General features: G+C 38.7%; 24 protein-coding genes, 1 pseudogene and 1 riboswitch. Of the genes and pseudogenes, 16 read left to right on the forward strand and 9 right to left on the reverse strand.

Annotated elements, in window-relative coordinates; genetic code table 11:
• The first annotated feature begins 2 nt into the window (after positions 1–2).
• The 7 genes from H5157_RS10245 (at position 3) to H5157_RS10275 (ending at position 6704) form a co-directional block, all read left to right on the forward strand.
• Positions 3–551, forward strand: a complete 549-nt coding sequence (locus H5157_RS10245; protein WP_024605891.1) for a condensin complex protein MksE — start codon at positions 3–5, stop codon at positions 549–551.
• Positions 548–3325 carry an ATPase gene (locus H5157_RS10250; protein ID WP_182724646.1) on the forward strand — a complete coding sequence of 926 codons (2778 nt, stop codon included), beginning with the start codon at positions 548–550 and terminating at the stop codon, positions 3323–3325. Before H5157_RS10245 ends, H5157_RS10250 begins: the two co-directional genes overlap by 4 nt.
• A gap of 108 nt (positions 3326–3433) precedes the next feature.
• Positions 3434–3985 (forward strand): DUF4136 domain-containing protein, encoded by a 552-nt coding sequence (locus tag H5157_RS10255; RefSeq protein ID WP_182724647.1) that lies wholly within the window; start codon positions 3434–3436, stop codon positions 3983–3985.
• A 183-nt stretch (positions 3986–4168) separates the two neighbouring features.
• Positions 4169–5179: a hypothetical protein gene (locus H5157_RS10260; RefSeq protein WP_157742992.1), complete on the forward strand. Its 1011-nt coding sequence runs from the start codon at positions 4169–4171 to the stop codon at positions 5177–5179.
• 3 nt (positions 5180–5182) lie between these two features.
• Positions 5183–6049 carry an SUMF1/EgtB/PvdO family nonheme iron enzyme gene (locus tag H5157_RS10265; protein WP_096041531.1) on the forward strand — a complete coding sequence of 289 codons (867 nt, stop codon included), beginning with the start codon at positions 5183–5185 and terminating at the stop codon, positions 6047–6049.
• Positions 6050–6058: 9 nt separating this feature from the next.
• On the forward strand, positions 6059–6355 hold the full coding sequence (locus H5157_RS10270) for a hypothetical protein (RefSeq protein ID WP_096041530.1): 297 nt from the start codon (positions 6059–6061) through the stop codon (positions 6353–6355).
• Positions 6339–6704, forward strand: a complete 366-nt coding sequence (locus H5157_RS10275; protein WP_096041529.1) for a hypothetical protein — start codon at positions 6339–6341, stop codon at positions 6702–6704. Before H5157_RS10270 ends, H5157_RS10275 begins: the two co-directional genes overlap by 17 nt.
• Positions 6705–6710: 6 nt before the next feature.
• On the opposite strand, the gene H5157_RS10280 is transcribed toward H5157_RS10275, so the two are convergent.
• On the reverse strand, positions 6711–7202 hold the full coding sequence (locus tag H5157_RS10280) for a peptide-methionine (S)-S-oxide reductase (protein ID WP_182724648.1): 492 nt from the start codon (positions 7200–7202) through the stop codon (positions 6711–6713).
• Between the two features lie 176 nt (positions 7203–7378).
• Between H5157_RS10280 and H5157_RS10285 the strand changes: the two genes are divergently transcribed.
• On the forward strand, positions 7379–9229 hold the full coding sequence (locus H5157_RS10285; RefSeq protein ID WP_182724649.1) for a TonB-dependent siderophore receptor: 1851 nt from the start codon (positions 7379–7381) through the stop codon (positions 9227–9229).
• Between the two features lie 383 nt (positions 9230–9612).
• Here H5157_RS10285 and H5157_RS10290 read toward each other — a convergent pair whose 3' ends face one another.
• Entirely contained in the window at positions 9613–9876 is a 264-nt protein-coding gene (locus tag H5157_RS10290; protein WP_007375812.1) for a YkgJ family cysteine cluster protein, read from the reverse strand.
• A 169-nt stretch (positions 9877–10045) separates the two neighbouring features.
• Here H5157_RS10290 and H5157_RS10295 point away from each other — a divergent pair, with 169 nt between their 5' ends.
• The 5 genes from H5157_RS10295 (at position 10046) to H5157_RS10315 (ending at position 16674) form a co-directional block, all read left to right on the forward strand.
• A complete protein-coding gene (locus H5157_RS10295; RefSeq protein WP_182693617.1) occupies positions 10046–11224 on the forward strand; it encodes an efflux RND transporter periplasmic adaptor subunit in 1179 nt (392 codons plus the stop codon).
• Positions 11225–11226: 2 nt separating this feature from the next.
• Complete coding sequence (locus tag H5157_RS10300) at positions 11227–14376, forward strand: efflux RND transporter permease subunit (protein ID WP_182715799.1); 3150 nt, start codon at positions 11227–11229, stop codon at positions 14374–14376.
• A gap of 144 nt (positions 14377–14520) precedes the next feature.
• On the forward strand, positions 14521–14691 hold the full coding sequence (locus H5157_RS10305) for a hypothetical protein (RefSeq protein ID WP_182715800.1): 171 nt from the start codon (positions 14521–14523) through the stop codon (positions 14689–14691).
• 36 nt (positions 14692–14727) lie between these two features.
• On the forward strand, positions 14728–15684 hold the full coding sequence (locus H5157_RS10310; protein ID WP_024599523.1) for a hypothetical protein: 957 nt from the start codon (positions 14728–14730) through the stop codon (positions 15682–15684).
• A 99-nt stretch (positions 15685–15783) separates the two neighbouring features.
• The gene (locus tag H5157_RS10315) at positions 15784–16674 is read left to right on the forward strand and encodes a dienelactone hydrolase family protein (protein ID WP_182715802.1); all 891 of its coding nucleotides are present in this window, start codon (positions 15784–15786) and stop codon (positions 16672–16674) included.
• Between the two features lie 67 nt (positions 16675–16741).
• Here H5157_RS10315 and rhlP read toward each other — a convergent pair whose 3' ends face one another.
• From rhlP to H5157_RS10330, 3 genes are read right to left on the reverse strand one after another with little or no spacing between them, the layout of a single operon-like run.
• A complete protein-coding gene (gene rhlP / locus H5157_RS10320) occupies positions 16742–17566 on the reverse strand; it encodes a rhombotarget lipoprotein (protein WP_182720065.1) in 825 nt (274 codons plus the stop codon).
• Positions 17567–17584: 18 nt separating this feature from the next.
• On the reverse strand, positions 17585–17929 hold the full coding sequence (locus tag H5157_RS10325; protein ID WP_182715803.1) for a lactoylglutathione lyase: 345 nt from the start codon (positions 17927–17929) through the stop codon (positions 17585–17587).
• Between the two features lie 13 nt (positions 17930–17942).
• Complete coding sequence (locus H5157_RS10330) at positions 17943–18878, reverse strand: LysR family transcriptional regulator (RefSeq protein WP_138489302.1); 936 nt, start codon at positions 18876–18878, stop codon at positions 17943–17945.
• Positions 18879–19011: 133 nt separating this feature from the next.
• Between H5157_RS10330 and H5157_RS10335 the strand changes: the two genes are divergently transcribed.
• Together H5157_RS10335 and H5157_RS10340 are read left to right on the forward strand one after the other, a co-directional pair.
• Positions 19012–20037, forward strand: a complete 1026-nt coding sequence (locus H5157_RS10335) for a zinc-binding alcohol dehydrogenase family protein (RefSeq protein ID WP_182715805.1) — start codon at positions 19012–19014, stop codon at positions 20035–20037.
• Positions 20038–20398: 361 nt separating this feature from the next.
• Positions 20399–21055, forward strand: a complete 657-nt coding sequence (locus H5157_RS10340) for a nitroreductase family protein (RefSeq protein ID WP_182715806.1) — start codon at positions 20399–20401, stop codon at positions 21053–21055.
• A gap of 113 nt (positions 21056–21168) precedes the next feature.
• Here H5157_RS10340 and H5157_RS10345 read toward each other — a convergent pair whose 3' ends face one another.
• Positions 21169–21570, reverse strand: a complete 402-nt coding sequence (locus tag H5157_RS10345; RefSeq protein ID WP_096792864.1) for a hypothetical protein — start codon at positions 21568–21570, stop codon at positions 21169–21171.
• Entirely contained in the window at positions 21567–22007 is a 441-nt protein-coding gene (locus H5157_RS10350) for a T6SS effector amidase Tae4 family protein (RefSeq protein WP_232525520.1), read from the reverse strand. Before H5157_RS10350 ends, H5157_RS10345 begins: the two co-directional genes overlap by 4 nt.
• A gap of 189 nt (positions 22008–22196) precedes the next feature.
• Between H5157_RS10350 and H5157_RS10355 the strand changes: the two are divergent.
• A pseudogene (locus H5157_RS10355) lies at positions 22197–22448 on the forward strand (NAD(P)H-dependent oxidoreductase); the annotation flags it as partial.
• Between the two features lie 124 nt (positions 22449–22572).
• On the opposite strand, the gene H5157_RS10360 reads toward H5157_RS10355, so the two are convergent.
• Entirely contained in the window at positions 22573–22959 is a 387-nt protein-coding gene (locus tag H5157_RS10360) for a hypothetical protein (protein ID WP_096792863.1), read from the reverse strand.
• Between the two features lie 276 nt (positions 22960–23235).
• Positions 23236–23889, reverse strand: coding sequence for a 3,4-dihydroxy-2-butanone-4-phosphate synthase (ribB, locus tag H5157_RS10365; RefSeq protein WP_182715837.1), 654 nt, complete (start codon positions 23887–23889; stop codon positions 23236–23238).
• Between the two features lie 246 nt (positions 23890–24135).
• A riboswitch (FMN riboswitch) is annotated at positions 24136–24309 on the reverse strand.
• Between the last annotated feature and the right edge of the window lie 66 nt (positions 24310–24375).

Below are 24375 nucleotides of genomic sequence, written 5' to 3' on the forward strand. Positions count from 1 at the left end.
CCATGACACACATAAACTTAGACGAGCTAACCCATCTACAAGCCATTAATAAAAAATTAGTAGCGGGTTATCACATTTGTGAGCAAGACAACGTAATGTGGCAAGAGCTTGACCAACACATAGAAGACTACACCGCCCTATTTACCGCCCTAGGTAACGATTTGAAACACGACAGCCGTGGCTTTTATTATTTTGGTAGCGACGAAAGTACGCCAAATATGGGCAAAATATCTCGCGCTATCGCGCTCACCATTTACATTTTAATTGAGCACTACGCCAATACGGGTAAAGACCCAATGCGCGCATTGTTTGACGACGTAAACGATTTAGAGCTTATGCAAACGCTGGTGCAAATTAACAAACATTTGTTTGATCAGCTTGAGATATTTTCGGGATCGGATTTGCGTAAAGACGTTTACCTGCGCATGGTGCGCTTAGGTTTAGCCCGTGAAGTAGAAGGCGGCTTTATGCTACAAGCGCCAATTCACCGCTACATAGATGCACTCATGGAAGTAAACGAAGAAACCTACATTACAGAGGACGAGGAATGAAAAATCTATACGGACTAAGCAAACTCGCCCTACTTAACACCGCAGGCTATGCAAAATGTGTGATCCCGCTTGATAAAAGCAGCTCTATTTGCGCGCCCAATAACACAGGTAAAAGCTCGGTTATTAACGCCCTGCAGTTTCCGCTTATTAACGATTTACGCTTAACAGAATGGGACGGACACGATTTAGATGAAACCCGTAAGTTTTATTTTTCATCCGATCAGTCGTACATTTTACTAGAAGCTAACTTGCCTCATGGCTCGGTAGTAATAGGCGTGGCAGGCCTTGGTAAAATTGCCGGTTACGCGCATCAGTACTTTTGTTATCAAGGAAAGCTTGATTTAGAGCAGTACACGCAAGGTAAAACTATTATTAAATTTACCAAGCTGTTCAACCATTTAAATTCGCTTAACTACAACCCTATTGAGCTTAAAGCACAAGAGTTAAACGCGCTACTTACTGGCGGCGCAACGCCTTTTGACGGCGACATTAACCTAAAAATGATCCCGCTTAATAATGTGCAAGACTCCTCTATTTATAAAGAAATATTTAGACGTATTCTTAACTTACACAAATTAGGCGCAAGCGACGTAAAACGCTTTATGTTACGCGTGTTTGAACGCCATATGTCGAACTCTAAGGTCGACTTTTATGAAGTATGGCGTCGCTCGTTTGATAAAGTAAACCGCTCAAAACGCGAATTAAAAGCCCTTGAGTCAATGCAAGAGCCAATAGCAGCGCTTGAATCAATGCTTGAAAACCAAACCGTGCTTAAAGGTAAATTAGCCGCATACGCACCTAAAATTGACCAAGCACTGATTGATTTTGACACTTATCAAGAGTCGCAACTTAATGAGTTGGGCATTGCGCTTGAAGATATAGAGCACGAAAAACACGAGTTTGAGCAAAAACAAAGCCTATACGTACAGCAATCGCGTGATATAGAGCGCAGACAAACTCAAATTGAGCAGTGGTTTTTAGATTACGATGCGCTTAAAAGCGAGTTTGAACTGGTAAATAAAGCCACGCTTAAAACCAGCCTGACTCAGTTAAAACAAGATTACGAGTCGCTTTCGCACTCTATAACAAGCGCACAAGGGCAAAGCCTACACACACTTGACTACCGCATTAGCGAAACACAAAAACAAATTAAGAGCCTAAAGCTACAACTTAAAAACCTTGAGTTTAATTTGTTTACCCGCATGCGCGAAGACCTCTCGTTAAAAGAAGTAGAGGAAATATCGCGCATTTTAAACCCCGATATTCTCTCATTTGCGACCACCACTAATGGCGATATAACCATTGATGACGAAGACGCGTTTGGTGAATTTTTATCGCTACTTAGCGAAAACGTTAAAGGCGGTGTACTAACTCTGCCAGGTGCGAGCATTAAGCTTAAAAAGCTCTCGCCTGTGCAAATGCAAAGCGGCGAAAACAAAGAGCAATTAACCGCTCAGTTAAATGCACTTGAGCATTCACTTAAAGAGTTTAAGCAACAGCGCGATGTTGCTGCAAACGTTGCCGACAAGCAAAAAGAAAAAGACGCGTTATACGATGAGCTTATGAGCCTCGAGGGCGCCCTAAAACGCTTAGAGCAGTTTGATGTAATGCAGCAATCGGTTGAAGCGCAAGCCATGCTAAAAGAGCAGTTATTAGCTGAGCGCGAACAAGTTGACGACTACCTGCAAGATATTCAAAAAAATAGTGGCTCAATTGCCGATCGCCGCTCGTTAATTAAATCGAAACAAGAGCAAATTAATCGCCAAACTGAGCGCTTACGTCAAGTTAAGAGCGAGCGAATTGACCACACGCTTGATTTATACAGCGGTAAAGTAACCCCGTATATGATTGATATTACGCTCGACTTTGATAACTTAAGCGACCTTGTTCATCACTTTAATAAAGACTGCCAAGAGCTGCGTAATTTTGACATAAACGTACGTAATACCTATTTGCATGTATATAACGCGGGTATTACTAAATTCGACAACGAAAATTACGAATACACTAAATACCAAAAGCTAATAAGCGCCTTTCATAATATTGATAACGAACGCGATGCTGTTGAGCGCCAAGCACGCGTTGCGCTTACCGAAGTGGCCGCAACTATAAAAGGCTTGCGAGAAGATTTAGACCGCCTTCGCCGCGAAATGAATAGCTTTAATAAAGGCATAAGCCAGCACCGTATTTCAAATCTGCAAGCGTTTAAAATTAACGTAATACCTCGCAAAATGCTGGTTGATAGTATCGATACCATTATCAGCACGTCGCATCAGTTTGAACAAGGCGACACGCTTGATTTACTTAGCCAAGAACCTTATAGCGAAAGCGCGGTAAACGAAGCAAAAGATCACCTAATAAAACTTGCCTCCGACAAAGCAGGCCTTACATTAACTGACTTATTTGATATTCGTTTTGAAGTGGTTAACCGCGCTGGCGAAACCGAACACTTTGAAAAAATAGACTCAGCTGGCTCAAACGGCACACGTATTACTATTAAGTTATTATGTGGCATGTTGTTTATTCGTTACTTATTAAGCGATCAGGAACAAAACCTTTACCGTATACCTATTTATATTGATGAAGCGGCCGACATTGACCCGCAAAACCAAAAAGCAATCATAGAAACGGCACTGAGCTTTGGCTTTGTGCCAATTTTTGCCTCGGTTAAACCGCAGGTAAGCTGTGATTACATTGTACCTATTCGTTCAGTAAAAGATGGCGCCCAAAACTGGGTAGACGAAAAAGACTGGATTGAAGTTGAACACAATTAATTGGCCGTTAAGGCAAACCAACTAAACTAAAATATAGGACGTTAAACTAATACACATTTAAACGATGTGTGTTATTTTAAATTAACGCATTTTATTGGAGCAAAGGTAATGAAAAATATACTTATTGTTGCAGCGCTGACATTACTTACAGCCTGTACGCAAACCCCTGACTGGGATTACGACAAATCAGCCAACTTTAGTAATTTTAAAACATTTGCTTGGGTAGAAAACGCGAGCCTAACCAAAGACACCACAAACTACCAAATTAACGGCTTAATGGAAAAACGTGTACGTACTGCCGTTAATAATGAGCTTAGCCAAACATTAGGTATGAGCTTAGTAGACCCAGCCCAAGCTGACGTACTAGTTAACTACCATGCATCGGTAGATAAAGAGCTAGAAGTAGACAGCTTTAACGTAGGCTACGGCGCACGTTGGGGATACTGGGGTACGGGTTTTCAACGCGATATTAGCGCCCGCGAATACGAAGTGGGTACGTTAGTAATTGATATTATTGACCGCGAATCAAACCAACTTCTATGGCGCGGCGCAAAAGAAGGCCGTTTAAAGAAAAAACAATCGCCTGAACAACGCGAAGCATCAATTAAAGAAACAGTCGCTAATATTTTAAGCAACTTCCCGCCGCAAAAGCAGCAGTAAGTTAAAATTAGCGTTAAATAAGTTTTAAAAAGCTCACATTATGTGAGCTTTTTTGTGGGTAAAAATAATATCCAGTCTTAATTAGCGCACCGTCGTTAATTTGGCAAAATATTCAAAGGAAGAAATTTAAATCTGATAAGTATTATGATAAATTGGGAACAAATATTTAAAGGAATAAATAGTATGTCATTAGATCCAACCTTCGAACTTAAAATTAAAAATCTATTCCCTAAGGAAGTCTTACGTGAAATGTTTGCTTCATTAGACTCTGATCCAGAATTTAGACACGCTGGCGTTATCTTCGAGGCCGAGAAAGATAGTATTGCAAAACTCTCTGTAAATCCTGGTAGTTTACTTTTAAATCCAAGTAGCCATTATAACAGTAAAATATTAAGAGTAAGTTGCAGAGCAGATAGGAAAAATATTTATATTCGCGAATATATTTTTCCTAAACAAATGAAAGCCGATAAAAGAATAGATAAAATTAATTCCTCACTTTACGATGAATCATTTAATGCTTTTGTCTCGTGTGCCGGAGCCGCATCAGGTTGGGTGTTAGTATTTGCAGAGATGGGAGGCGGGGCTGCAAGCTTCGGTGCTACATGGGCTGCGATTCCATTAACTTTGACATCTACTACCGCCGCCACTTTTCAATGTGGAGTTAGTACTGGGCGTGTATTTAATCACCTAAGCGGCAATGCAGAATATAACCAATGGCTTGATACATCTCCTACTTTTTCAACTTTGATGGTTACATTAGATGTTATTCAAGTTGCCGACTTAACTAAAGCAGGTTTAGAAGCTGGTTCTTTACTCGTTAAATTTAGTCAAAATAAAGCTTTAGGACAGAATAAACTATTAAAAATGTATAAAGGAATGACTCGGGAAAATCGTAAAAAGCTTGCAGTAGAACTTTTGAAACTTAAAAAGCCTGAGTTAATCAAAAACCAAAAATTACTTAAGCAAGTTTTGAGAGGGCAAACTCTTCTCGATGATGGCACTAAAGCAACAAAGGTATACACTCAGGCACAAGTACAGAGGTTAATCAGAAGCTCTTTTTACAAGGCATTTCTAACTAAAACATCATTAGCTACTGGAGCAGGAACTGCAGCCACGATGTATGGAAGCGTAAATGGCTTACATAATAAAATAAGAAATTCAGCAAGCTATATTATTGGCATAACTACAGAGTGATATATGTTAAATAAATTAAAAGTTAAATATCTCGTTGTTATTTTAATTTTGATTGGGTTCAGTATCGGCTTTTTTAATATTAGCTGGCCTAGTTTTAAAATCTCTAACCATAAAATCACTTATATACAAGATAAACTTAAAAGCGGTGAATTATCACCTAAAATGGTAATAATACCGCCAGGTACAGGCACCATAGGCGGTGAAAATTTTCGCTCTTTTCAAGATGAAGCCCCTATTTTTAAAGCAGTAATAAAAGAAAGCTATGCACTAAGTGAAACCGAGATTACTTTTGCACAATATGATCAGTTTTGTAAAACCGGAATTAGGTCGTGTCCTAACGATGAAGGCTGGGGGCGTGGTAAGCAACCTGTTGTAAATATATCTTGGTTTGATGCTGTTGCTTACACAAAGTGGTTGAGCAAAGAAACTGGCAATATTTATCGCCTGCCTAGCGAAGTTGAGTGGGAATACGCAGCTCGCGCTGGATCAACGAGTAAGTTTTGGTGGGGTAATGATTATGAACAAGGCATTGATCACTGCGATAGAGATTTAGGGGGTTGTCCAAAGGGGGCTGATTTAGGACACCCTTGGCATGTAGGTATTTTAAAGCCAAACCCTTTTGGCTTATACGACGTCACTTCTAATGTCTATGAGTGGGTAGAGGACTGTTATGTAGATAATCATAACAATGCAACAAAGACTATTGCTCCTATTAAAATAATTAACTGTAAGAATAAAACGGTTAAAGGGGCTAGTTGGACCATGCCACAGCCTCATGTGCATCACTCACTTAGAATGGGTTTTACTATAAATTCGAGAGCTAACTCTATTGGTTTTAGGGTCTTAAGAGAAATTAAAAAGGTTAAATAAAGGATTAAAATGAAACCTACATGCCCTTGTTGCCATCATAAGATCAAAAGTACGGAAATAAAAAATACCAATAAAAAAGGGATATTTTTTGAAGTCGAGTGCCCATATTGTCAAACATGGATACGTTTGAATAAAACACAAGAAATTATAAAAGCTGCTGGAATATTACTTTTATTAATAACTAGTCTTCTAAATATTTTCAGTATTCAAAGTGAATATAGTTTAGTTTTCTCAACCGTAGGCTTTGTTGGAATATTTATAGCTATGATTATTACTTTTTTTGGTAAGCATGAAGCAATCAAATAATAAAAAAACAAAAAAGAAGCCAAAAATAAAACACGCTAATATTAGTAATACCAGAATGTTATTAAATAAAATAGCATTCTCCTTGTTTTTTTTAGCTATAGGCTCCTTATCCATCATAATCGCAGTAAAATCTATATACGACGGTTATGTGCTTACACCAACAGATTATCGAGTTGAATCTGAGGTTTATTTTTTCTCGACCTCTCCATTTGCTTATCTTTTTAACCTTTTCTTTTACTTAGGATGTGGGATCTTTTTTTTAGCAGTACCGTACCTAAGCAGAGAAATGTTTCCGCGTAAAAAAGAGAAAAAACTAAGCAAAAAAGCTCAAAGAAAAAATAAACAATAGTTTTTATTAACTCGTTTTGTATTTATACAATAAATCAAAAGGTATATGGCAATAGTCATCTGGGTGGTTGGTTAAACGGTCTTGATGCTCAGGATCGCTTGGTACGTAATTAGTTAGCGGCTCTACCTGTACAGCAATTTTATCGGCATCGCTGCGTTTATTTATATAGTTGTTTGCTGCCTCTAAATGGTTTTGGTTTTTGCTGTAAATGGCAGTGCGGTATTTAGGGCCTACGTCATCCCCTTGTTTGTTAATACTGTGTGGGTCAATAATTTCAAAAAAGTAGTCAAACAGCTTATTTAAGCTAACGGCGTTTAGGTCAAAAATTACCTTTACGCATTCTGCATAACCATCATATTCGCCATCTGTAGTTTTACTTGTACCATTAGCGCGCCCTGCCTGTGTGCTAACAACACCTGGTAAGTGTTTCATAAACTCTTGTACGCCCCATAGGCACCCACCAGCAAAGTAAATAGTATTGTGTTCTTTAATATCCATTATAAATGTTACCTAATGAGAAAAGTGTGAATGGTTATCAAATGCAGATATTAACAAATTAATGTACAATCGCGCACAAAATGACTGCTGTTACATTTGTCTATTTTATCATGCTCAAATATAAGCTTTGAAATTTATTGTAACCGCAGCTTCAAATAAAAAACGACGAGAAGCACATGAACCGCACACCACACATTATATTGCCTGCACTTTTATGCAGTGTTACCCCATTCGTTTATGCTAATACGTTATCTGATGAGTCTTCAATCGAGCAAATAACAGTGGAGGCTTCGCCTACTGCGAATAAACTGCCTGTAGGTACATTTGACTCGCCTATTTCTAATTTAGAATACGATCCGCGTGTAGATCTTCAATCACGAAATATGGCTGAGGCACAAGCTGATGTAACTATTCGTGGCGGTATTTTTGAAAACACCGGCTTTAGAGTAGGCAGTGCTACCCTGCTTGACCCGCAATCTGGTCATTATTTTGCTGAAATACCCATAGCACCGCAAATGCTAAGCGGCCCAGCAGTTTTAACCGGTGCCGATAACGCACTGTACGGTATGAACAGCTCTGTAGGTACGGTTTCGTTTGGTTGGAAACCGATTATTACTGGCGGTAGTGTATCGCTTGGTACTGGTACGAACGACTTTAATCTTCAAAGTATTCACGCTGCTAAAAACACACAATTTGATAGCTCAGCTGGCTATACCTTAGGTTTTGAAGGTGAATATTCTCACTCGCAAAGTGATGGCACTATTGATAATGGTGACCATGACTTTTCGCGCGCCTCAGCTCGCGTGCAATTGGCAAGTGAGAATAGCCAAACCGATTTATTTTTTGGCTCACAAGATAAGTTTTTTGGCTGGCCTAACTTGTACACCCCTTTTGGCGTTAACGAAACTGAAGATTTAGAAACCCGTCTTTGGATGCTTAATCACAAGCAAAACTACGCTGATAACAGCAACTTTGAAGTATCTGCTTATTATCGTACCCATGACGATCACTATATTTACTCGCGCGAAAATCCTAGTGCATTTGAAGCTTTTCATAAAAGCGAAGTTAAATCGTTTGGACTTTCGGGTCGCCATGCACAAAGCGATGCACTGGCAATAAATTACTCTGCACAATTTATTGATGACTCGATTGAATCAACCACACTTGAAAACAACTTTACCTCACGAAAGTATTACAAGCTAAGTATATTGCCCCAATACACAATAGCGCAAAAAAACCAACAGCTTACCTTTCGTTTAGGCGCAGCCTATGACGATACAAATCGTGATGATGCTGAAGTATCAGCTATTGGTGACATAACCTTAAACACCCAAAATAGTGACGGCACAGCACAAACCCTTTACTTATCATACGCGCAAGCGAGTCAAGTTGCAGGCTACACAGCCATTGGCGGCAGCGACTCTGGCGGGTTATTTAGAAGTAACTACAACCTTGAGCGCGAAACCACATCAAACTTGGAGCTAGGTTTATTACTTGAAGAACAAAGCTGGCAGTTAAACTCGGCTATTTTTTATCGAAAAGATAATAACTTGACCGATTGGACCTTTAATTTTGATTCAACCTCAGCGCGCTTTGCAAACCCAGTAGATATTGATACTGCAGGGGTTGAATTTTTAGCGACTAAGCACTTTGATACAGCAAAGCTTATAGCAAGCTACACCTATTTACATAAATCAGAAAACTACGGCGCAGCCGATATTGATGCCAGCTTTTACGCGTTAAACTTTCCTGATCACCGTTTAACACTTGGCGCTGTGTACAACCCAACTGATATTTTAGAATTTAGAATAGATAACGAATGGCGTACACAACACAAAAATTCACTTAGAAACGGCAATGACAATGCGTTATTTACCCAGCTAACGCTTAAAATAACGCCGCCACAGTTGAGTAATTTATTTATCACCTTAGCGGCAGATAACTTATGGGATGAGTCGTTTGAAGAAATACCAGGTACACCTGGGCGCGGTGAGCAATATACGTTAAGCGCAACGTATAGCTGGTAGAAAATAAAGCCAGCGTTTACGAACTCAATTTATACTTTGGTTTGTAAACGCTGTGTTTATTTATATAAAAGTGCAGTTTTTAGGAAAAAATATTACACAAAGAGAAAAGAATTAGGAGTAAATGAGAAAAACAAAAGCCAACTATTACTTTAAATTAATCTCCTCCTCTAAAAGCGCAGCGCCTCCTCCCCTCTTTGTGAATAAATCAGTTTTACAGGCTTTGCCTGTCACGTAAGCAAGCTTCACGTCTACAAAACAAACACAAGCCTACACTTTGGCGGTAAACGTAGAGCTTGCTCGCGTGAAAAGCGCAGCTTTGAATGACGTAAAATAAATACTCAGTAATAAAATAAGTGTAAATAGATGTGTATTAAAAACGAGGATTAAGTTAGCTCTTCAAGCTCTGTAATAAGTGCTAGGGCTTGTGCATTTGTAGACCCGCACACATCAAGCGTGGCACTAAAATCGCTACATACTTTTGGTCGACTTTCATCACCAAATAACTTACATAAATTACGTTCGTCCAGCTGAATACAACGCTCTCCGGCTTTTTTACCATTTGGCATACCTGGAATAGGCGAACTAATACTTGGCGCAATACAACATGCGCCGCAGCCTAGCCTGCAATTCATCGATTCGGTTTTCATAATTTCCTCGGTATAAAAAACACTTACTTTAATTTCTTTTTAGGAACTTAATTAGTCGCATAGTGAGTTGTAACACACACATGTAATGCTTTGTTACATCTTAAAACAGCTTGTAAACACTTTATTGCGTATTATTGCTCTGTCACCACCAATTATGAAGGAATGCCTTGTGGCTACTACAAAACAAATAATACTCCCAATCGCTGTTTTAGCAGGCGGTATTGCTTTAGCTTTCGCCTTTATGGCAATGAAAAAACCACCCGAAGAAAAGCCAGAGCAAGATTTACGTCCTTTAGTAGCAACACAACGCGTACTTTTAGATTCTATAACGCTCGATGTTAAATCGTACGGCATTGTTAAACCAAAATATCGTACCGAGCTAATAGCACAAGTTAGCGGGCAAGTTATTTCGGTATCAGATCAATTTGTTGAAGGCGCGTTTGTAAAGCAAGGCGATATTTTAGCACGAATTGATGCAAATGATTACGAAGCAGACTTTATTGAAGCGCAAGCGGGTTTAGCACAAGCAAGCTCAGCACTTGAAATAGAACGCGCGCAAGCACATGTCGCTCAAGCTGAGTGGGAGCGCATTAAGTCAGACTCAAGCGACGCTATCGCATCAGAACTTTATTTACGAAAACCACAGCTGGCAGAAAAATTAGCGCGTTACCGCTCTGCTCAAGCAAGTGTTAAGCGTGCTAGCCGCAATCTTGAGCGTACTTATATTAAAGCCCCTTATGATGCCATTATTAATGAGCGCACAATTAGCTTGGGGTCAGTAGTAAACCCAGGTAATAGTTTTGGCGCACTAAGCGCAACCTCAGTTGCAGAGGTACGTTTACCGGTTGCCGATCAAGAACTGCAATATTTAAAAAATGGCGGCGTAGGCTCAAATGTTACATTTAACGCAGAATACGCGGGTAAACAAACAATGTGGCAAGCCAAAGTAATTCGCACCGAAGGTGTGGTTGATCAAACAAGCCGCATGAGCTATTTGGTAGCACAACTTGCAACACCTTATGGCGATAAAACACGTCCTCTTCGTTTTGGCTCATACATTAACGCTACCATTGAAGGCCGCCCGCTTGATAACGCAATTATTGTTGCGCACCACTTAGTTAAAGATAATAAAATTGTAATTTTAAATGACGATTTAACATTGTCGTTTAAAACCCTCAATATTATACGCGAACAAAACGGCATGATTATAGCCAGCCAAGGGTTAAACAATGGCGAGCAAATTGTTACCTCAGCGCTTGAATACCCAACTGAAGGTATGGCAGTAAAAATTGAAGATATTGCGCCTGATAAAACTGATGTAACTCAACTTGCGCTGAAAGAGGAATAATCATGAACACTCGTGAAACAGGGTTAATAGCATGGTTTGCCCGAAATCCCGTTGCAGCCAACCTACTAATGATATTTATATTAGTGGGCGGTATTTTAATGGCAATGACCATTCGCAAACAAATGTTCCCACAGTTTGAAAGCAACTGGATAAGCGTACAAGCAGTTTACCCAGGTGCAGCCCCGCAAGAGGTTGAAGAAGGCATAACCATAAAAGTTGAAGAAAACCTCGAAGGTATTGAAGGCATTAAACGCCTAATTACGTACTCTAACCGTGGTTTTTCACAAGCGTGGATTGAAATAGAAGAACAATACAATCCACAAGAAGTACTTGATGAAATTAAAGTACAAGTTGATTCAATAAACACCTTTCCTGCGGGAATGGAGCGCCCTGTTGTGCGCCGCGATAAGTTTGAGCAAGAGGTAATGATACTCGCGCTTTACGGCGACATGAGTAACTACCAGTTAAAAGAGCTTGGCAACGATATAAAAGACGAGCTACAAGCACTGCCTCACGTTAACCTTGTTAATTTTAACGGCGGCTTAGAATATGAAATTGGTATAGAAGTCAGCCCCGATAAACTGCGCGAATATGGCTTAACATTTAGAGATATTGCAGGCGCGGTGCAAAACTTTTCGGCAAATATGTCGGCGGGACAAATACGCTCTGAAAATGGTTATATTTCGATGCGTGTTGAAAAACAAGCCTACCGTGGTTTTGAGTTTGAAAAACTGCCACTTATTACCCTTGCTGATGGCGCACAAATTTATTTAGGCGATGTTGCAACTATTAATGATGGCTTTGAAGAAGGTCTACAATATTCAAAATACAATGGTAAGAATTCACTCTCGTTTGAAGTAAACGCATCAAAAGATCAAGACATTACCGATGTAGCAAAAGTACTTAAAAGCTACATGGCAACTAAAGAGCCGCTTTTACCAGCAGGTGTTAAGCTCTCTCCTATTGTTGATTTAACTTACTACCTTGAAGGTCGACTCGATATGATGGTCGATAACATGATTTGGGGTGGCTTGTTAGTAATGTTAGTGCTGGCACTATTTTTACCGCTACGCTTAGCATTTTGGGTAATGATGGGTTTACCGGTGTCTTTTCTGGGCGCCTTTTTGTTTATGCCTATTGGCTTTTTAGATGTAACAATTAACCTAGCCTCTCTTTTTGCCTTTATACTTGTACTCGGGATTGTTGTTGATGACGCCATAGTTGTGGGCGAATCAGCCAGTGCCGAAATAGAAAAATACGGTCACACACTTGATAACGTTGTACGCGGTGTAAAACGTGTTGCGATGCCAGCAACCTTTGGTGTATTAACTACCATTGCGGCATTTTTACCGCAAACAATGGCAACAGGCCCTGGCGCTGCTTTTTCTAAAGCAATTGGTGGCGTTATTATTTTATGTTTGATTTTTTCACTCATTGAATCAAAACTTATTTTACCTGCCCATATTGCAGCAATGAACCCACGTAAACCAAATCCTAAAAACCTATTACATCGCTTACGTATGGTGATTGATAGTGGTTTAAAAGGCTTTGTGAATAACTACTACCTTCCTTTTGTTGGCCGCTGTATTCACTATCGCTATACCGTAATTGTTGGCTTTATGTGTTTACTTATTGTAAGCGCAGGTATGTTTGCAGGTGGTTTAGTTAAGTTTGTACCAAACCCTAAAATACCGCACGACTTTCCGCGTATTGATATAGAAATGAACCTAGCTTCATCTGAGCAAGCAACGCTTGAAACCGCACGTAAAATTGAAAGCGTGTTGTTACAGGTCGATCAGCAACTACAAGAGCAATACGGTAAACCGATGATCCGCGATTTATCGGTAAGCCTTCGCGGACGAACTGAAGCAAATATTATGGCCATTTTGGTAGAGCCTGATTTACGCCCTATCGACACCTTTGCCCTAAGTGCATTATGGCGTGAGCAAATGCCCGCTCTACCCGGCATTAAAACCATGACCATTCAAGACAGTATAATGAATGGCGGTCGAGATGATGGCGACGTTAGCTTTAAACTTGAAGGCAAAAATGCTGACGAGCTAAAAGAAGTGGCTGGTAAATTAAAAGCCAAATTACAAACAATGGAAGGCGTTGGCGACGTAAACGATTCAATGCAAAGCGCTACCGACGAAGTGCAACTTGATTTAAAACCACTCGCTTACAGCATGGGTTTAACGCTTGCTGATGTAGCGTCGCAAGTTAGCTTTAGTTACTACGGCTTAGAAGCGCAGCGAATATTGCGTGAAGGCGAAGAAATTAAAGTCATGATCCGCTATCCAGAAGACGAACGTAACTCAATAAGTGACATAGCAAGTGTGCGTATTATTACACCTACAGGCGCTGAAGTACCGCTAAGTGAAGTAGCCGAAGTTAAGCTGGTTGACGGTGTAAACCGTATTCGCCGAGAAAACTCTAAACGCACTGTAAACGTATGGGCTGCGGTAAATACCGACAAAGCCGAACCATTTGCGATTGCAGAAGAAATTCGTGATGAATACTTACCAACATTACTTAAGAGCTACCCTGGCGTTACAAGTGATGTAGCTGGGCGCATTCAAGAAGAGATGGATAGCGCTTCAGAGCAGCTTCGTGATTTTGGTATATCAATGATGATTATATTTACCTTGTTAGCCATTCCGCTTCGCTCTTACTCGCAGCCACTTATTATAATGTCGGTTATTCCGTTTGGTGTAGTGGGCGCGATGTTTGGGCATATGATTTTAGGTATGACCATGAGTAGCTTATCGATGTTTGGCATTATTGCTGTAGCGGGTGTGGTCGTAAATGATTCCCTCGTTATGGTTGATTTTGTAAACAAAGCACGCGCTGAAGGTGTTGCGATTAAGGATGCTGTAATGCAAGCCGGTGCTCGTCGCTTTAGAGCGATATTACTTACCTCAATCACTACCTTTATTGGTGTAATGCCAATTATTTTTGAAACGAGTTTACAAGCTAAAATTGTTATCCCAATGGCTGTATCACTTGCTTTTGGTGTGTTATTTGCCACAGTAATTACACTGATACTTATACCGTGCCAGTATGTTGCACTAGAAGATGCTAAACGATTAGTACGTAAAATGCGTGGCAAGCCACCACTAGTAGATGCCCAACCAGCGCCTACTCACAGCTAAATTAAGTAACATCCCAACCAAAAAAGCTCGGCATATTATGTCGAGCTTTTTATTTTTAGCTTAAAAATGATATTCACCTATTTGCCAAGTCTTTACCTTACTGATAATTTAACTCTATAAATATAACCCTCAAAAGGAATAATAATGGGTACACTTCAACTTATTTTATTTACTGTATTTGCTGTACTAACCACAATTGGCTACAAAAAGAATAACCGCAACTTAATGCTATTAGGCGCCGTTGCAATATCGTTTGCGTTTGTAGGTTTAGAGTTTTTGCTGGGTATTGACCAAGGCCTATCAGGCATTAATTAATCAAAAAATTTTAGCTTGAAAATTAAAGGGACTTTAATGCGCTTATACATACTGATTATTTCTTTAGTTATTTTTTTAAGCGGGTGCCAGAGCTATATTGCTTATCAAATAACTAAGCCTCCGCAGAAAGTTCTCCCTAAAGAATTTGAGAGCTCTATCGCTTTATCTGGAGTACAAACCCATTACTGTAGCAGCGAAGTAGATTGTCTTGATTTTAGATTTATCTCACCTAAGGATATCGAAAGCTACCTACTCGATGGTAATAAACTTTCGTTAAGTTTGATTGTTGAAGGAAGCACTGAAGATGATGTTTTTGAATACCAACTTACTTCAGATAATTTACCAAGTAATTCAAGTAGCGGACTTTTAATTATCTTTCCGGGATATGGCGTAGACAGTTTGATTTACACCATGCAAGCAAGATGGCTTAGTCATATTACGGGAAAAAATGTAATAGTGATGCCCGCTAGTAATCAATACGATAAGTTTAGATTTGGTTTAAACTCTCTTGATGTGTTAATCAATTATGTAAATAAAGAAAACTACACTGATATCTCCTTAATTAGTTACTCAATGGGCGCAATTGCGGGAGTTGAGTTGGCATCTAAGCTGAACATTAGTAAGCATATACTTTATGCCCCAATGATTAATTTTGAGGCCGCACTAAACACAATTGCTAACTTATCACACCCTATTTATAGCAAACTATTAGGCGATGATTATATAAATGAAGTTGCCGTTAAGATAATTGAAAAAAGTGAAGTACCTCTTACTAAACTCGCTATATTAAGTAATCTAAATAAGAACCCTCATGCTAGGCAAACTTACATCTTTTCAAGTAATGCAGACAAAGTGAGTCCATATAATGGGTTGCTTACTCTTAATAATCCAAAAGTGAGTATTTATGAGGTAAAAGATTTAAATCACATCAAAATGGTTTCTTTAATATCCAAACAACAAAGGAATGTGCTCCTTTCCTTGCTTGACGGATAGCTTTGGCAACAGTCCTAATAATTGAGAGAAAATATTGCTCGTTTTTTATTCCTAATACGTTATGGTATTTAAATAACATAATAAAATTAAGGAACAGCCATGAATACATCTCCCTCTGATCACATTCCTCAAGAAGCCTTTGATTGGTATGACGAATACGCCCACGGTTTAATGGACCGTCGTACTTTTATGAAAAAACTCGGGGGGCTTGCTGCACTTGGTTTTTCAATGGCTGTACTTACATCAGCATTATTACCTAATTACGCGCTGGCTGAACAAGTGTCGTTTAATGACGATGATATTAAAGCAACGTACGAAGAATTCGATTCGCCAGACGGGCACGGTAAAGGCAAAGGTTACTTAGCAACCCCTAAAAACATAGAAGGTAAACTTCCTGTTGTGCTTGTGATACACGAAAACCGTGGATTAAACCCATACGTAAAAGATGTAGCAAGACGCTTAGCGAAGGTAGGTTTTATTGCATTTGCACCCGATGCGCTCTTTCCACTGGGTGGCTACCCTGGTAACGATGATGAGGGACGCGCTATGCAAAAAACCATGGACCGCGCTAAAATTCAAAACGATTTTATAGCCGCAGCGCACTTTTTAAAATCGCATGCCAACAGTAACGGTAAACTCGGCGCTGTTGGTTTTTGTTTTGGTGGCTACATTGTTAACTATTTAGCGGCTGTAGATAGTAATTTAATCAGCGCCGGAGTGCCTTTTTACGGCACTCCTGCCAGTGAAAGTTTACGTAAAAATATTAAAGCTCCATTAATGATTCAATTAGGTGAGCTGGATAAACGTGTAAACGCATCGTGGCCACAGTACGAACAAGATTTAAAAGCTAATAACGTTGAGTACACTATGCACATGTATAAAGGGGCAAATCATGGATTTCATAATGACTCTACTGGTCGATATGATAAAGACAATGCTGAGCTTGCATGGCAACGTACCGTTGACTTTTTTAATAAAAAGCTAAGTTAGCGAATAAAAAATAATGCCACCGGCTCAAAGTAGGTGGCATTATTAAAGTACTTAGCTATTTTTTGCTTTAAACTTTTCTGCTACGCATAACTAATAACGACAACAAAACGAGTAAATAAATACTCAAAGAGCCACCGCTGCTGGAGCCATCTTTATTTTCGACTTTTGCAATTTTTTCTTCTTTAACACGTGTTTTAAACCTTGCTAGTTCTGCATCTAAATTAGTACTCATATCACTAACCGCTAGATTAAAACCTTCAGCCGACTTTTCAGATAACGTTTCATCAATACCTATTGCTGTTGTTCTTTTTTCAAGCTTACTTATACCAGGTGCTCTAAATAACATTTTTCTACTTTTAATATCAAAAACAGCTGTATCCACAAAGGTTTGGATTGTATTTTCATTGCCTGGAATAACGTACATACCCACTATTGTCCAATAAAGTAAGGCTGCATTATTTTCATAAGATTGCGTAATTTGATCATATGAAACCAGTGCGATTAAATCTACATCGTAAAGTCGCCCTACTTGCTCGAGTGTTGCAAAACCTTCACCACCCTTTAAATAGGTGCTTGGTATAACTTCAATGCGGTCAATGTAATCATATTGAAGAAATGACTTTTTTACTTTTTCGAGTAATTCGACTTGGTTTTGGGTCTCTAACCCGTCTGGCTGCCAGTTTTTAGACGGTACAAATGCAATTCCGACGGTAACAGGGAGTTTTAAAACAGGTATTTCAGGTTTATAGGTAGCACGGCTTTGTTGATCAGGATATAAAAAATCCATTAAGCTACTAGATTGTGTATTTTTACCTGTATTGTTACTCATAAACGAGCTACAAGAAGCAAGTAAGGCCGCCATCAAAATGATTATATATTTATTAAATTTCATATTTATTCCTTTTTATTTTTAATTTAATTCAGTTACGTGCCAAAGCTCACCCGATGGTCCCCATAAGTAAATAACGCTACCCCAAGATTCTTGTTTTATACCCTCAAAGCGGATGTCAAAACCGTTTAGGTTACTAATGAGTTCGTATGCTTCATCTATATTTAACACACAAAGTTGCAGCATTAAGTTTTCAGCAAACGTTTTATTATAATAACGCTGTAAAAAGAACGTACATTCGCCAAAGGTACACACACATAAATCATTTGAAGCATCTTCAATCTTAAATCCAAGCGCTTTATAAAAGCGCTGAGATTGTTCATAGCTTTTACAGGGAATAAAAACTCTAATATCATCAACTTGCATAACTCTTCCTAAATTAGCTCAGTACGCTTTTATCAATAATTCCTTTATTTACTAACTGCTGCAAAATAGCTTGGGATTTTGCTCTGCATGCATCACGTAGTAAACGCACCGCTGGGGTTATTGACTGCCTACTTGGGCAAATAAGCCAAAGTTCACCATTAACATGTTGATAATCTTGCATTACAGTAACCACCCTGTCATTGAGTAAATCATCGGCTATATCAAGGGCTGATTTTACAGCCAAGCCTTTACCCGCAACGCACCAGCGCCTTACTAAATCGCCATCGTTTGAGGCGCGCCTGCCATTCATTTTAACTTTATATTTTGACTCACCATCGGTGAATTCCCACGTATTATTTATAATATCCTGCAACTGATAAAACAAACCTTGATGCGACGCTAAATCATCGGGATGCATGGGAGCCCCGTTCTGTAAGAGATATTCGTCAGTTGCACATAACAAGCGCGGTACGTTACAAATTTTGAATCCATAAACGCTAGCATCATTAGGCGAGCCATAACGAAGCGCTATATCAACTGAGTCACGGTAAAAGTCGATATTACTATCACTTATATGCGTTCTTAAACTTAGCTTTGGATAAGTGTCCATGAGTTCATCAATCCATGGGATCACTAAGTTACGGCCTAAGTCAGATGAAAGGGCAACCCGCAGCTCGCCTTCAATTTCGTCGTGCTCACCTTTTAGATTTTGCTTTGCAAGCTCAAGTACAGCTAAAGCCTGCTCACATTGTGGTATGTAGCGCTCCCCAGCAGCCGATAACCTTAAATGACGTGTTGTACGAACAAATAGCTCACTACCAAGGGCTGCCTCAACACGTTTAATAGCCGCGCTTGCTGTGGCTGTACGCATATCTAACTTAGCAGCTGCGAGCGTAATACTTCTAAACTCAGCTACTTTTAAAATAAGTTTTAAATCTTCTATGTTCATATTATCTATTTATATTTGATAATGATTCAACAATTATGCGGTTTATCTATATTAAAGCAAGGTCTACTATATATCCATCAGCTAGCCAAAGCATGGCTTGCACCTTATATGTAAACAAATTAGGACACTTATTATGAAAGCCATTGGTTATAAAAAATCTCTTCCTGTTTCTAATCCTGAATCGTTAATTGATGTTGAATTACCACAGCCAGTTGCAACAGGTCGTGATTTATTAATTAAAGTTAAAGCTATTGCAGTTAACCCAGCAGATTACAAAGTGCGTGTATCTATGCCCCCTGCTGATGGTGAAATAAAAGTTATTGGTTGGGATGCTGTTGGTGAAGTTGTTGCCATCGGCGATGCTGTAACGGCATTTAAACCTGGCGATGCTGTTTACTACGCAGGTGATATTACCCGCCCAGGTAGTAATGCAGAATTTCAATTAGTGGATGAGCGCATTGTAGGGTTCAAACCACAAAGCTTAAACGATGCTGAAGCTGCTGCATTACCCCTTACTGCAATAACAGCGTACGAATTATTATTTGAGCATTTAAACATTGTAAAACAATCAGCTGATGCAACAACAAAATCAGACGAAGTTATTTTAGTAACAGGTGCCGCAGGCGGCGTTGGTTCTATTTTTATCCAGCTTGCTAAAGCGATTACTGGTGCAACAGTGATTGCCACTGCATCGCGTGAAAGCTCACAAGCATGGGTTAAAAAACTAGGCGCAGATTATGTTGTTGATCATACAAAACCATTACCGGCTCAAATTGACGCATTAAACATTGGATCGGTAACACATGTAGCAAGTCTGCACAGTACTGATACTTACTTTGAAGCGTATACGGAGGTACTTGCACCATTTGGTAAAATTGCAATGATTGACGATCCTGAGTCATTAGATGTGAGTAAATTAAAAATGAAGAGCTTATCGCTACATTGGGAATTTATGTTTGCCCGCTCAATGTTTAATGCCAAAGATTTAATTGAGCAAAGCAAGTTACTAAATCATGTTGCTGAGTTAATTGATCAGGGCCATATTCAAACAACGATTGGTAAAAATTTAGGCATTATAAATGCGGCTAACCTGCGTATTGCACACGCAGAACTTGAAGAAGGTCGCTCTATTGGCAAAATAGTGTTGGAAGGTTTTTAATTCCATAAATACTAAACACGCGCAGCCTGAATTAATTGAAGGCACCAATGTAATTGGTGTCTTCAGCCAATATTTTGGGTGGCTATGGCTGTATTTATATTTATTAAAGAAACTATTACCTAATAATATTTGATAATGATTCAACCATATACCTGTTTATCATATTGTAATAACCCACTACTATCCGTACCTAGCTATATTGATAGGCCTTACTTTACGTAGATATCAATTGAATCAAATAAGTAGAGTGATTTAAAAACACGATATTATTTTTGTAATAAATTTTTAAAAGGGTTTGTTTTTACTAAAACTGACTCAACATAGTAAATACTGGTAAAACACCTACTCAATGGAGAAACTAATGACTCACCCTATTCTTAATGACTTAGAAAAGCGTTACACAGCAAAACGTTACGATGCAACGAAACGTGTATCTCAAGACGATTTAGCCGTTATTTACGAAGCTATGCGCCTATCTCCATCATCTATTAACTCGCAGCCTTGGAAATTCATCGTAATTGAATCAGATGAGGCTAAAGAGCGTATGCATAGTACATTTGCTAATAAATTTGCGTTTAACCAGCCACATATTAAAACAGCTTCGCATATAATATTATTCGCTCACAATCCTAAATATACCCGCGATGACTACGCACAAGTTATTGATGCAGATATTAAAAATGGCCGTACTAAAGCAGAAAATCGCGAACAAGCTTTTGGTGCTTATGCGTTTGTTGATATGAATACTGATGAGCAAGGCGTTAATGAAGAGTGGACTAAAGCACAAACTTACATTGCACTGGGTAACACTATGCATGCCGCTGCACGTTTAGGCATTGATTCAACTCCAATGGAAGGCGTAGATGCCGAGCTGATTGGCGAAGTCTTTGAAAAAGAACTTGATGGTTACGTATGCGACGTCGCATTAGTACTTGGCTATCACGATAGCGCTGAAGATTATAATGCTAAGCTACCTAAATCTCGCTTGGCTAAAGAGCAAGTTATTCAGGTTTTATAAGTAATACTATATTAATAACAGTTTTCAATTAAACCACTTATTATAATAAGTGGTTTTTTATAATCCGTAAGGTATATGGAGTAAGCGAGAAAACTGTACTACTCTTTCATAGATTAATATTGGACAAATTGTTGATAAAACTTTTCATCTAAACCAATATCAGGACACACTAAACCTTTATCTTTCAGTTTAGATAGAGAAAATTTATTACTAACGACTATAACAGCCTGATATTCCAGTGAACATCTATCACTCTCTTTTACTGACCATCTTTTTAATTTCTCTAATTTAGCCGGGGCTCCAGAAATAATATAAATTTTACTTTCATTAAATTGAAAAAAATTTTTCTTGCCATTTTCAGTTTTGACTAATGAGCATGGAGGTGACAACTGTAGTTTTTCACTATTATTGTCCATTGAAACTTCGCAAATTTCAGCATCTAAAAGTATGCCAGCGTTTATATTTGAACAAGAAAATAAAAGTAACATAGAGCTAAATGTTAATTTATTTCTCATACTAAAATTTCCCAAAACCAGATCTCATCACCTAAATTCAGCCAATCTGTGTTACCACCCTTTAGGTACTCCCCATCCCACAAGTCAATGTGATCAGTATTACCCCAGCCATTCATTATAAATATAATTCCTTTTTTATCTTTCAACTTGGATAAAGCGCCCCCTTTAATTACTTTTTTAGTACCAAATGCAGTGCTACGAGGAGAGTCAATCCAATTTGCAAGCTCCTGAGCTGCCAAGATATGTCTAGGACTATGCTTTAAACCAGGGTAGCACCGGCGTTGAGGATACATACTATCAAAAGACGAAGTATCTATTCCTGACTTTTCTAGCGCAACCCCCATGCGAATAGCGCATTGATTTCCAAACAGAGATTTATCACAAGGTGCGTCAGGATATGGATGATTAGACCAAAGTTTATTAAATTTAACGATCATATTATTAATTCCTTTTATATAAGTTAACGTCAATATAGCATGGCATTAACTCGCTTACAAAAGCAAAATAAGCCGTACTATCTTTCACTTATACTATAACGTTAGCACTGACAGTTAACATGTAATGTCACACACTTTAATTAGCCTCTCAAATAAAGTCTGGAAGTTTTCTTAAAAAATAACAATTATTCGAGGTGGACTAAAGCACAAACTTACATAGCGCTTGGTAATACAATGCATACAGCAGAACGCTTAGGGATTGATTCAACTCCAATGGAAGGCGTAGATGCCGAGCTGATTGGCGAAGTTTTTGAAAAAGAGATAGATGGTTACATTTGTGATGTAGCTTTAGTGCTTGGCTACCATGATGACGCAGAAGATTATAATGCCAAATTACCTAAATCACGTTTAGCTAAAGAGCAAGTTATTCAAGTTTTATAATTTTTCAAACCAAGCAGCTGGTTTATATCAGCTGCTATTTTTTCGCTTATACATTTATAAATACAACTCATATTCAGTAAAGGATCCAAGCATATTACTCTGTACTAATGTGCTGCAGTAACTGTTAAGGCCACCTTAATATGGTAAGCAAAAGTATTGAACAAAAAGTACAGCTATAAAAAAATTGCATTACAGTGAAGGAAAACACATCGTCGGTTACAGTCACTATACCGTATTTAGATAGTGTCCAGCCATAACGAAAAGAATGCAATAAAGGTAACCCCACCATAAGTAAAAGTACCACGCTGTAAAATTGATTAATCGTGCTTAAAATCGACAGTTCAGCGAACAACAATAAGGGTAAACTGATACACAAACCAAATAAAAACACACCCGCTATTCTTTTATTAGAGCAGCTGGTCATTCGTAATATTTTTTTAGCCTCAGCCTCTTTTTCTATCGCATCATTATAGTGTTTTAATTCGTTTTCTCTTTTTAAAAATTCAGCCATTAATGCATTGAAATTCTCAGTGTATTTATCTTTATCTATATTAGCTTTTACATCGAACAATTCTTCAAGTGTATAGTTAGAATAATCTATTTTAATGGGGTAATTCCTTATAGAGTACTGTATGTAGCGGCTACAGAAAGTGCAATTCCTTCGCTAAGCTTCTTAAATAACGTAAATAAAAACAAGTGATTATTATATTTTAAGAGCAAGTTAGGCCCATAAAAACACGCAACAGGTGCGTGCTTTTAATATATCTAAGGCTGATAAAATAGTAATTTAACCTACTTTAAGCTGCGCAGCTTGAATGTATTGCACTAAATCTTCAATAGAAACCACGGTCATATTATGCTTATTAGCATAATCACTCACTTCAGGTAAGCGCGCCATTGAACCATCGGGATTAGTAAGTTCGCAAATTACGCCAAATGGTTTTAAGCCGGCAAGTTGCATTAAATCAACGGATGCTTCGGTATGACCGCGACGCATTAATACGCCACCCGTTTGTGCCTTTAAACCAAATACATGCCCTGGGCGCGATAAATCACTTGGTTTTGCATTATCCGCTGTCGCTGCTTTTATAGTAGTTACTCTATCAGCAGCAGACACACCTGTTGTTACGCCATGCTTAGCTTCAATAGTGACTGTATAAGCGGTGTTATTTTGACTCGTATTGTTAGCTACCATTTGCGGTAAATCGAGCTGTTTAATGCGTTCCTCCCCCATGCATAAGCAAACAATGCCGCTGCCTTCGCGGATCATTTCGGCCATTTGAGAAGTCGTTAGGTGCTCAGCTGAAAAAACAAAGTCGCCTTCATTTTCACGGTTTTCATCATCAACAACAAGTACGCCTTGGCCTTGCTGTAGTGCAGTGATGGCGCTTTGTACGCGGGTATGGCTTTCGCCGAATTGAGTAAGTAGAGACTGAATCATCATTATATTCCAAATAAAAATAATAGATTCAGGACTGTGAAAGGATCAGTAATACATCACTTAAATTTAAAGCGATCACTACCAAAATAGCTTAAATAAAATAACAAAAAGCACGCAGCAAAATGCAGCGCACACTGTTATACCAATAACATTAAATTAGTGACTAATTATAGCGCAAAGAAAAATAGCTCACTTAACGCGATACAACGGTCATGTCTTTAATAAAATTGGTTTTAGTATAATAAGCCATATTCTCTTTCATCCGGACTGTAACCGTCGGCTCTGGCATCTCACCAGATCTGCTTGACCTTTACTTAACTGTAAAAATAAGTTAAATAAAGCGCTCGCGGGCTCGTTTGAGTTACAAGTAACATTAAACATACCGCCGGTGGGGAATTTCACCCCGCCCTGAGAATTTACAGTAAGCATTAGCACTTACTGCAGGCACATTATACGCCTGTACTTATTTGTTTTTCAAAACTAAAT

Origin of the sequence: Pseudoalteromonas sp. SG43-3, assembly GCF_014164385.1 — a bacterium.
GTDB lineage: Bacteria > Pseudomonadota > Gammaproteobacteria > Enterobacterales > Alteromonadaceae > Pseudoalteromonas > Pseudoalteromonas distincta.

Excerpts from the sequence above, each read along its gene's own strand:
- H5157_RS10250 (WP_182724646.1), top strand. The coding sequence starts at position 548 with ATGAAAAATCTATACGGACTAAGCAAACTCGCCCTACTTAACACCGCA.
- H5157_RS10315 (WP_182715802.1), top strand. The coding sequence starts at position 15,784 with ATGAATACATCTCCCTCTGATCACATTCCTCAAGAAGCCTTTGATTGG.
- H5157_RS10335 (WP_182715805.1), top strand. The coding sequence starts at position 19,012 with ATGAAAGCCATTGGTTATAAAAAATCTCTTCCTGTTTCTAATCCTGAA.
- H5157_RS10270 (WP_096041530.1), top strand. The coding sequence starts at position 6,059 with ATGAAACCTACATGCCCTTGTTGCCATCATAAGATCAAAAGTACGGAA.
- H5157_RS10255 (WP_182724647.1), top strand. The coding sequence starts at position 3,434 with ATGAAAAATATACTTATTGTTGCAGCGCTGACATTACTTACAGCCTGT.
- H5157_RS10280 (WP_182724648.1), bottom strand. The coding sequence starts at position 7,202 with ATGGATATTAAAGAACACAATACTATTTACTTTGCTGGTGGGTGCCTA.
- H5157_RS10310 (WP_024599523.1), top strand. The coding sequence starts at position 14,728 with ATGCGCTTATACATACTGATTATTTCTTTAGTTATTTTTTTAAGCGGG.
- H5157_RS10275 (WP_096041529.1), top strand. The coding sequence starts at position 6,339 with ATGAAGCAATCAAATAATAAAAAAACAAAAAAGAAGCCAAAAATAAAA.
- H5157_RS10300 (WP_182715799.1), top strand. The coding sequence starts at position 11,227 with ATGAACACTCGTGAAACAGGGTTAATAGCATGGTTTGCCCGAAATCCC.
- H5157_RS10350 (WP_232525520.1), bottom strand. The coding sequence starts at position 22,007 with ATGATCGTTAAATTTAATAAACTTTGGTCTAATCATCCATATCCTGAC.
- H5157_RS10245 (WP_024605891.1), top strand. The coding sequence starts at position 3 with ATGACACACATAAACTTAGACGAGCTAACCCATCTACAAGCCATTAAT.
- H5157_RS10260 (WP_157742992.1), top strand. The coding sequence starts at position 4,169 with ATGTCATTAGATCCAACCTTCGAACTTAAAATTAAAAATCTATTCCCT.
- H5157_RS10330 (WP_138489302.1), bottom strand. The coding sequence starts at position 18,878 with ATGAACATAGAAGATTTAAAACTTATTTTAAAAGTAGCTGAGTTTAGA.
- rhlP (WP_182720065.1), bottom strand. The coding sequence starts at position 17,566 with ATGAAATTTAATAAATATATAATCATTTTGATGGCGGCCTTACTTGCT.
- ribB (WP_182715837.1), bottom strand. The coding sequence starts at position 23,889 with ATGATTCAGTCTCTACTTACTCAATTCGGCGAAAGCCATACCCGCGTA.
- H5157_RS10290 (WP_007375812.1), bottom strand. The coding sequence starts at position 9,876 with ATGAAAACCGAATCGATGAATTGCAGGCTAGGCTGCGGCGCATGTTGT.
- H5157_RS10340 (WP_182715806.1), top strand. The coding sequence starts at position 20,399 with ATGACTCACCCTATTCTTAATGACTTAGAAAAGCGTTACACAGCAAAA.
- H5157_RS10265 (WP_096041531.1), top strand. The coding sequence starts at position 5,183 with ATGTTAAATAAATTAAAAGTTAAATATCTCGTTGTTATTTTAATTTTG.
- H5157_RS10305 (WP_182715800.1), top strand. The coding sequence starts at position 14,521 with ATGGGTACACTTCAACTTATTTTATTTACTGTATTTGCTGTACTAACC.
- H5157_RS10325 (WP_182715803.1), bottom strand. The coding sequence starts at position 17,929 with ATGCAAGTTGATGATATTAGAGTTTTTATTCCCTGTAAAAGCTATGAA.
- H5157_RS10360 (WP_096792863.1), bottom strand. The coding sequence starts at position 22,959 with ATGGCTGAATTTTTAAAAAGAGAAAACGAATTAAAACACTATAATGAT.
- H5157_RS10285 (WP_182724649.1), top strand. The coding sequence starts at position 7,379 with ATGAACCGCACACCACACATTATATTGCCTGCACTTTTATGCAGTGTT.
- H5157_RS10345 (WP_096792864.1), bottom strand. The coding sequence starts at position 21,570 with ATGAGAAATAAATTAACATTTAGCTCTATGTTACTTTTATTTTCTTGT.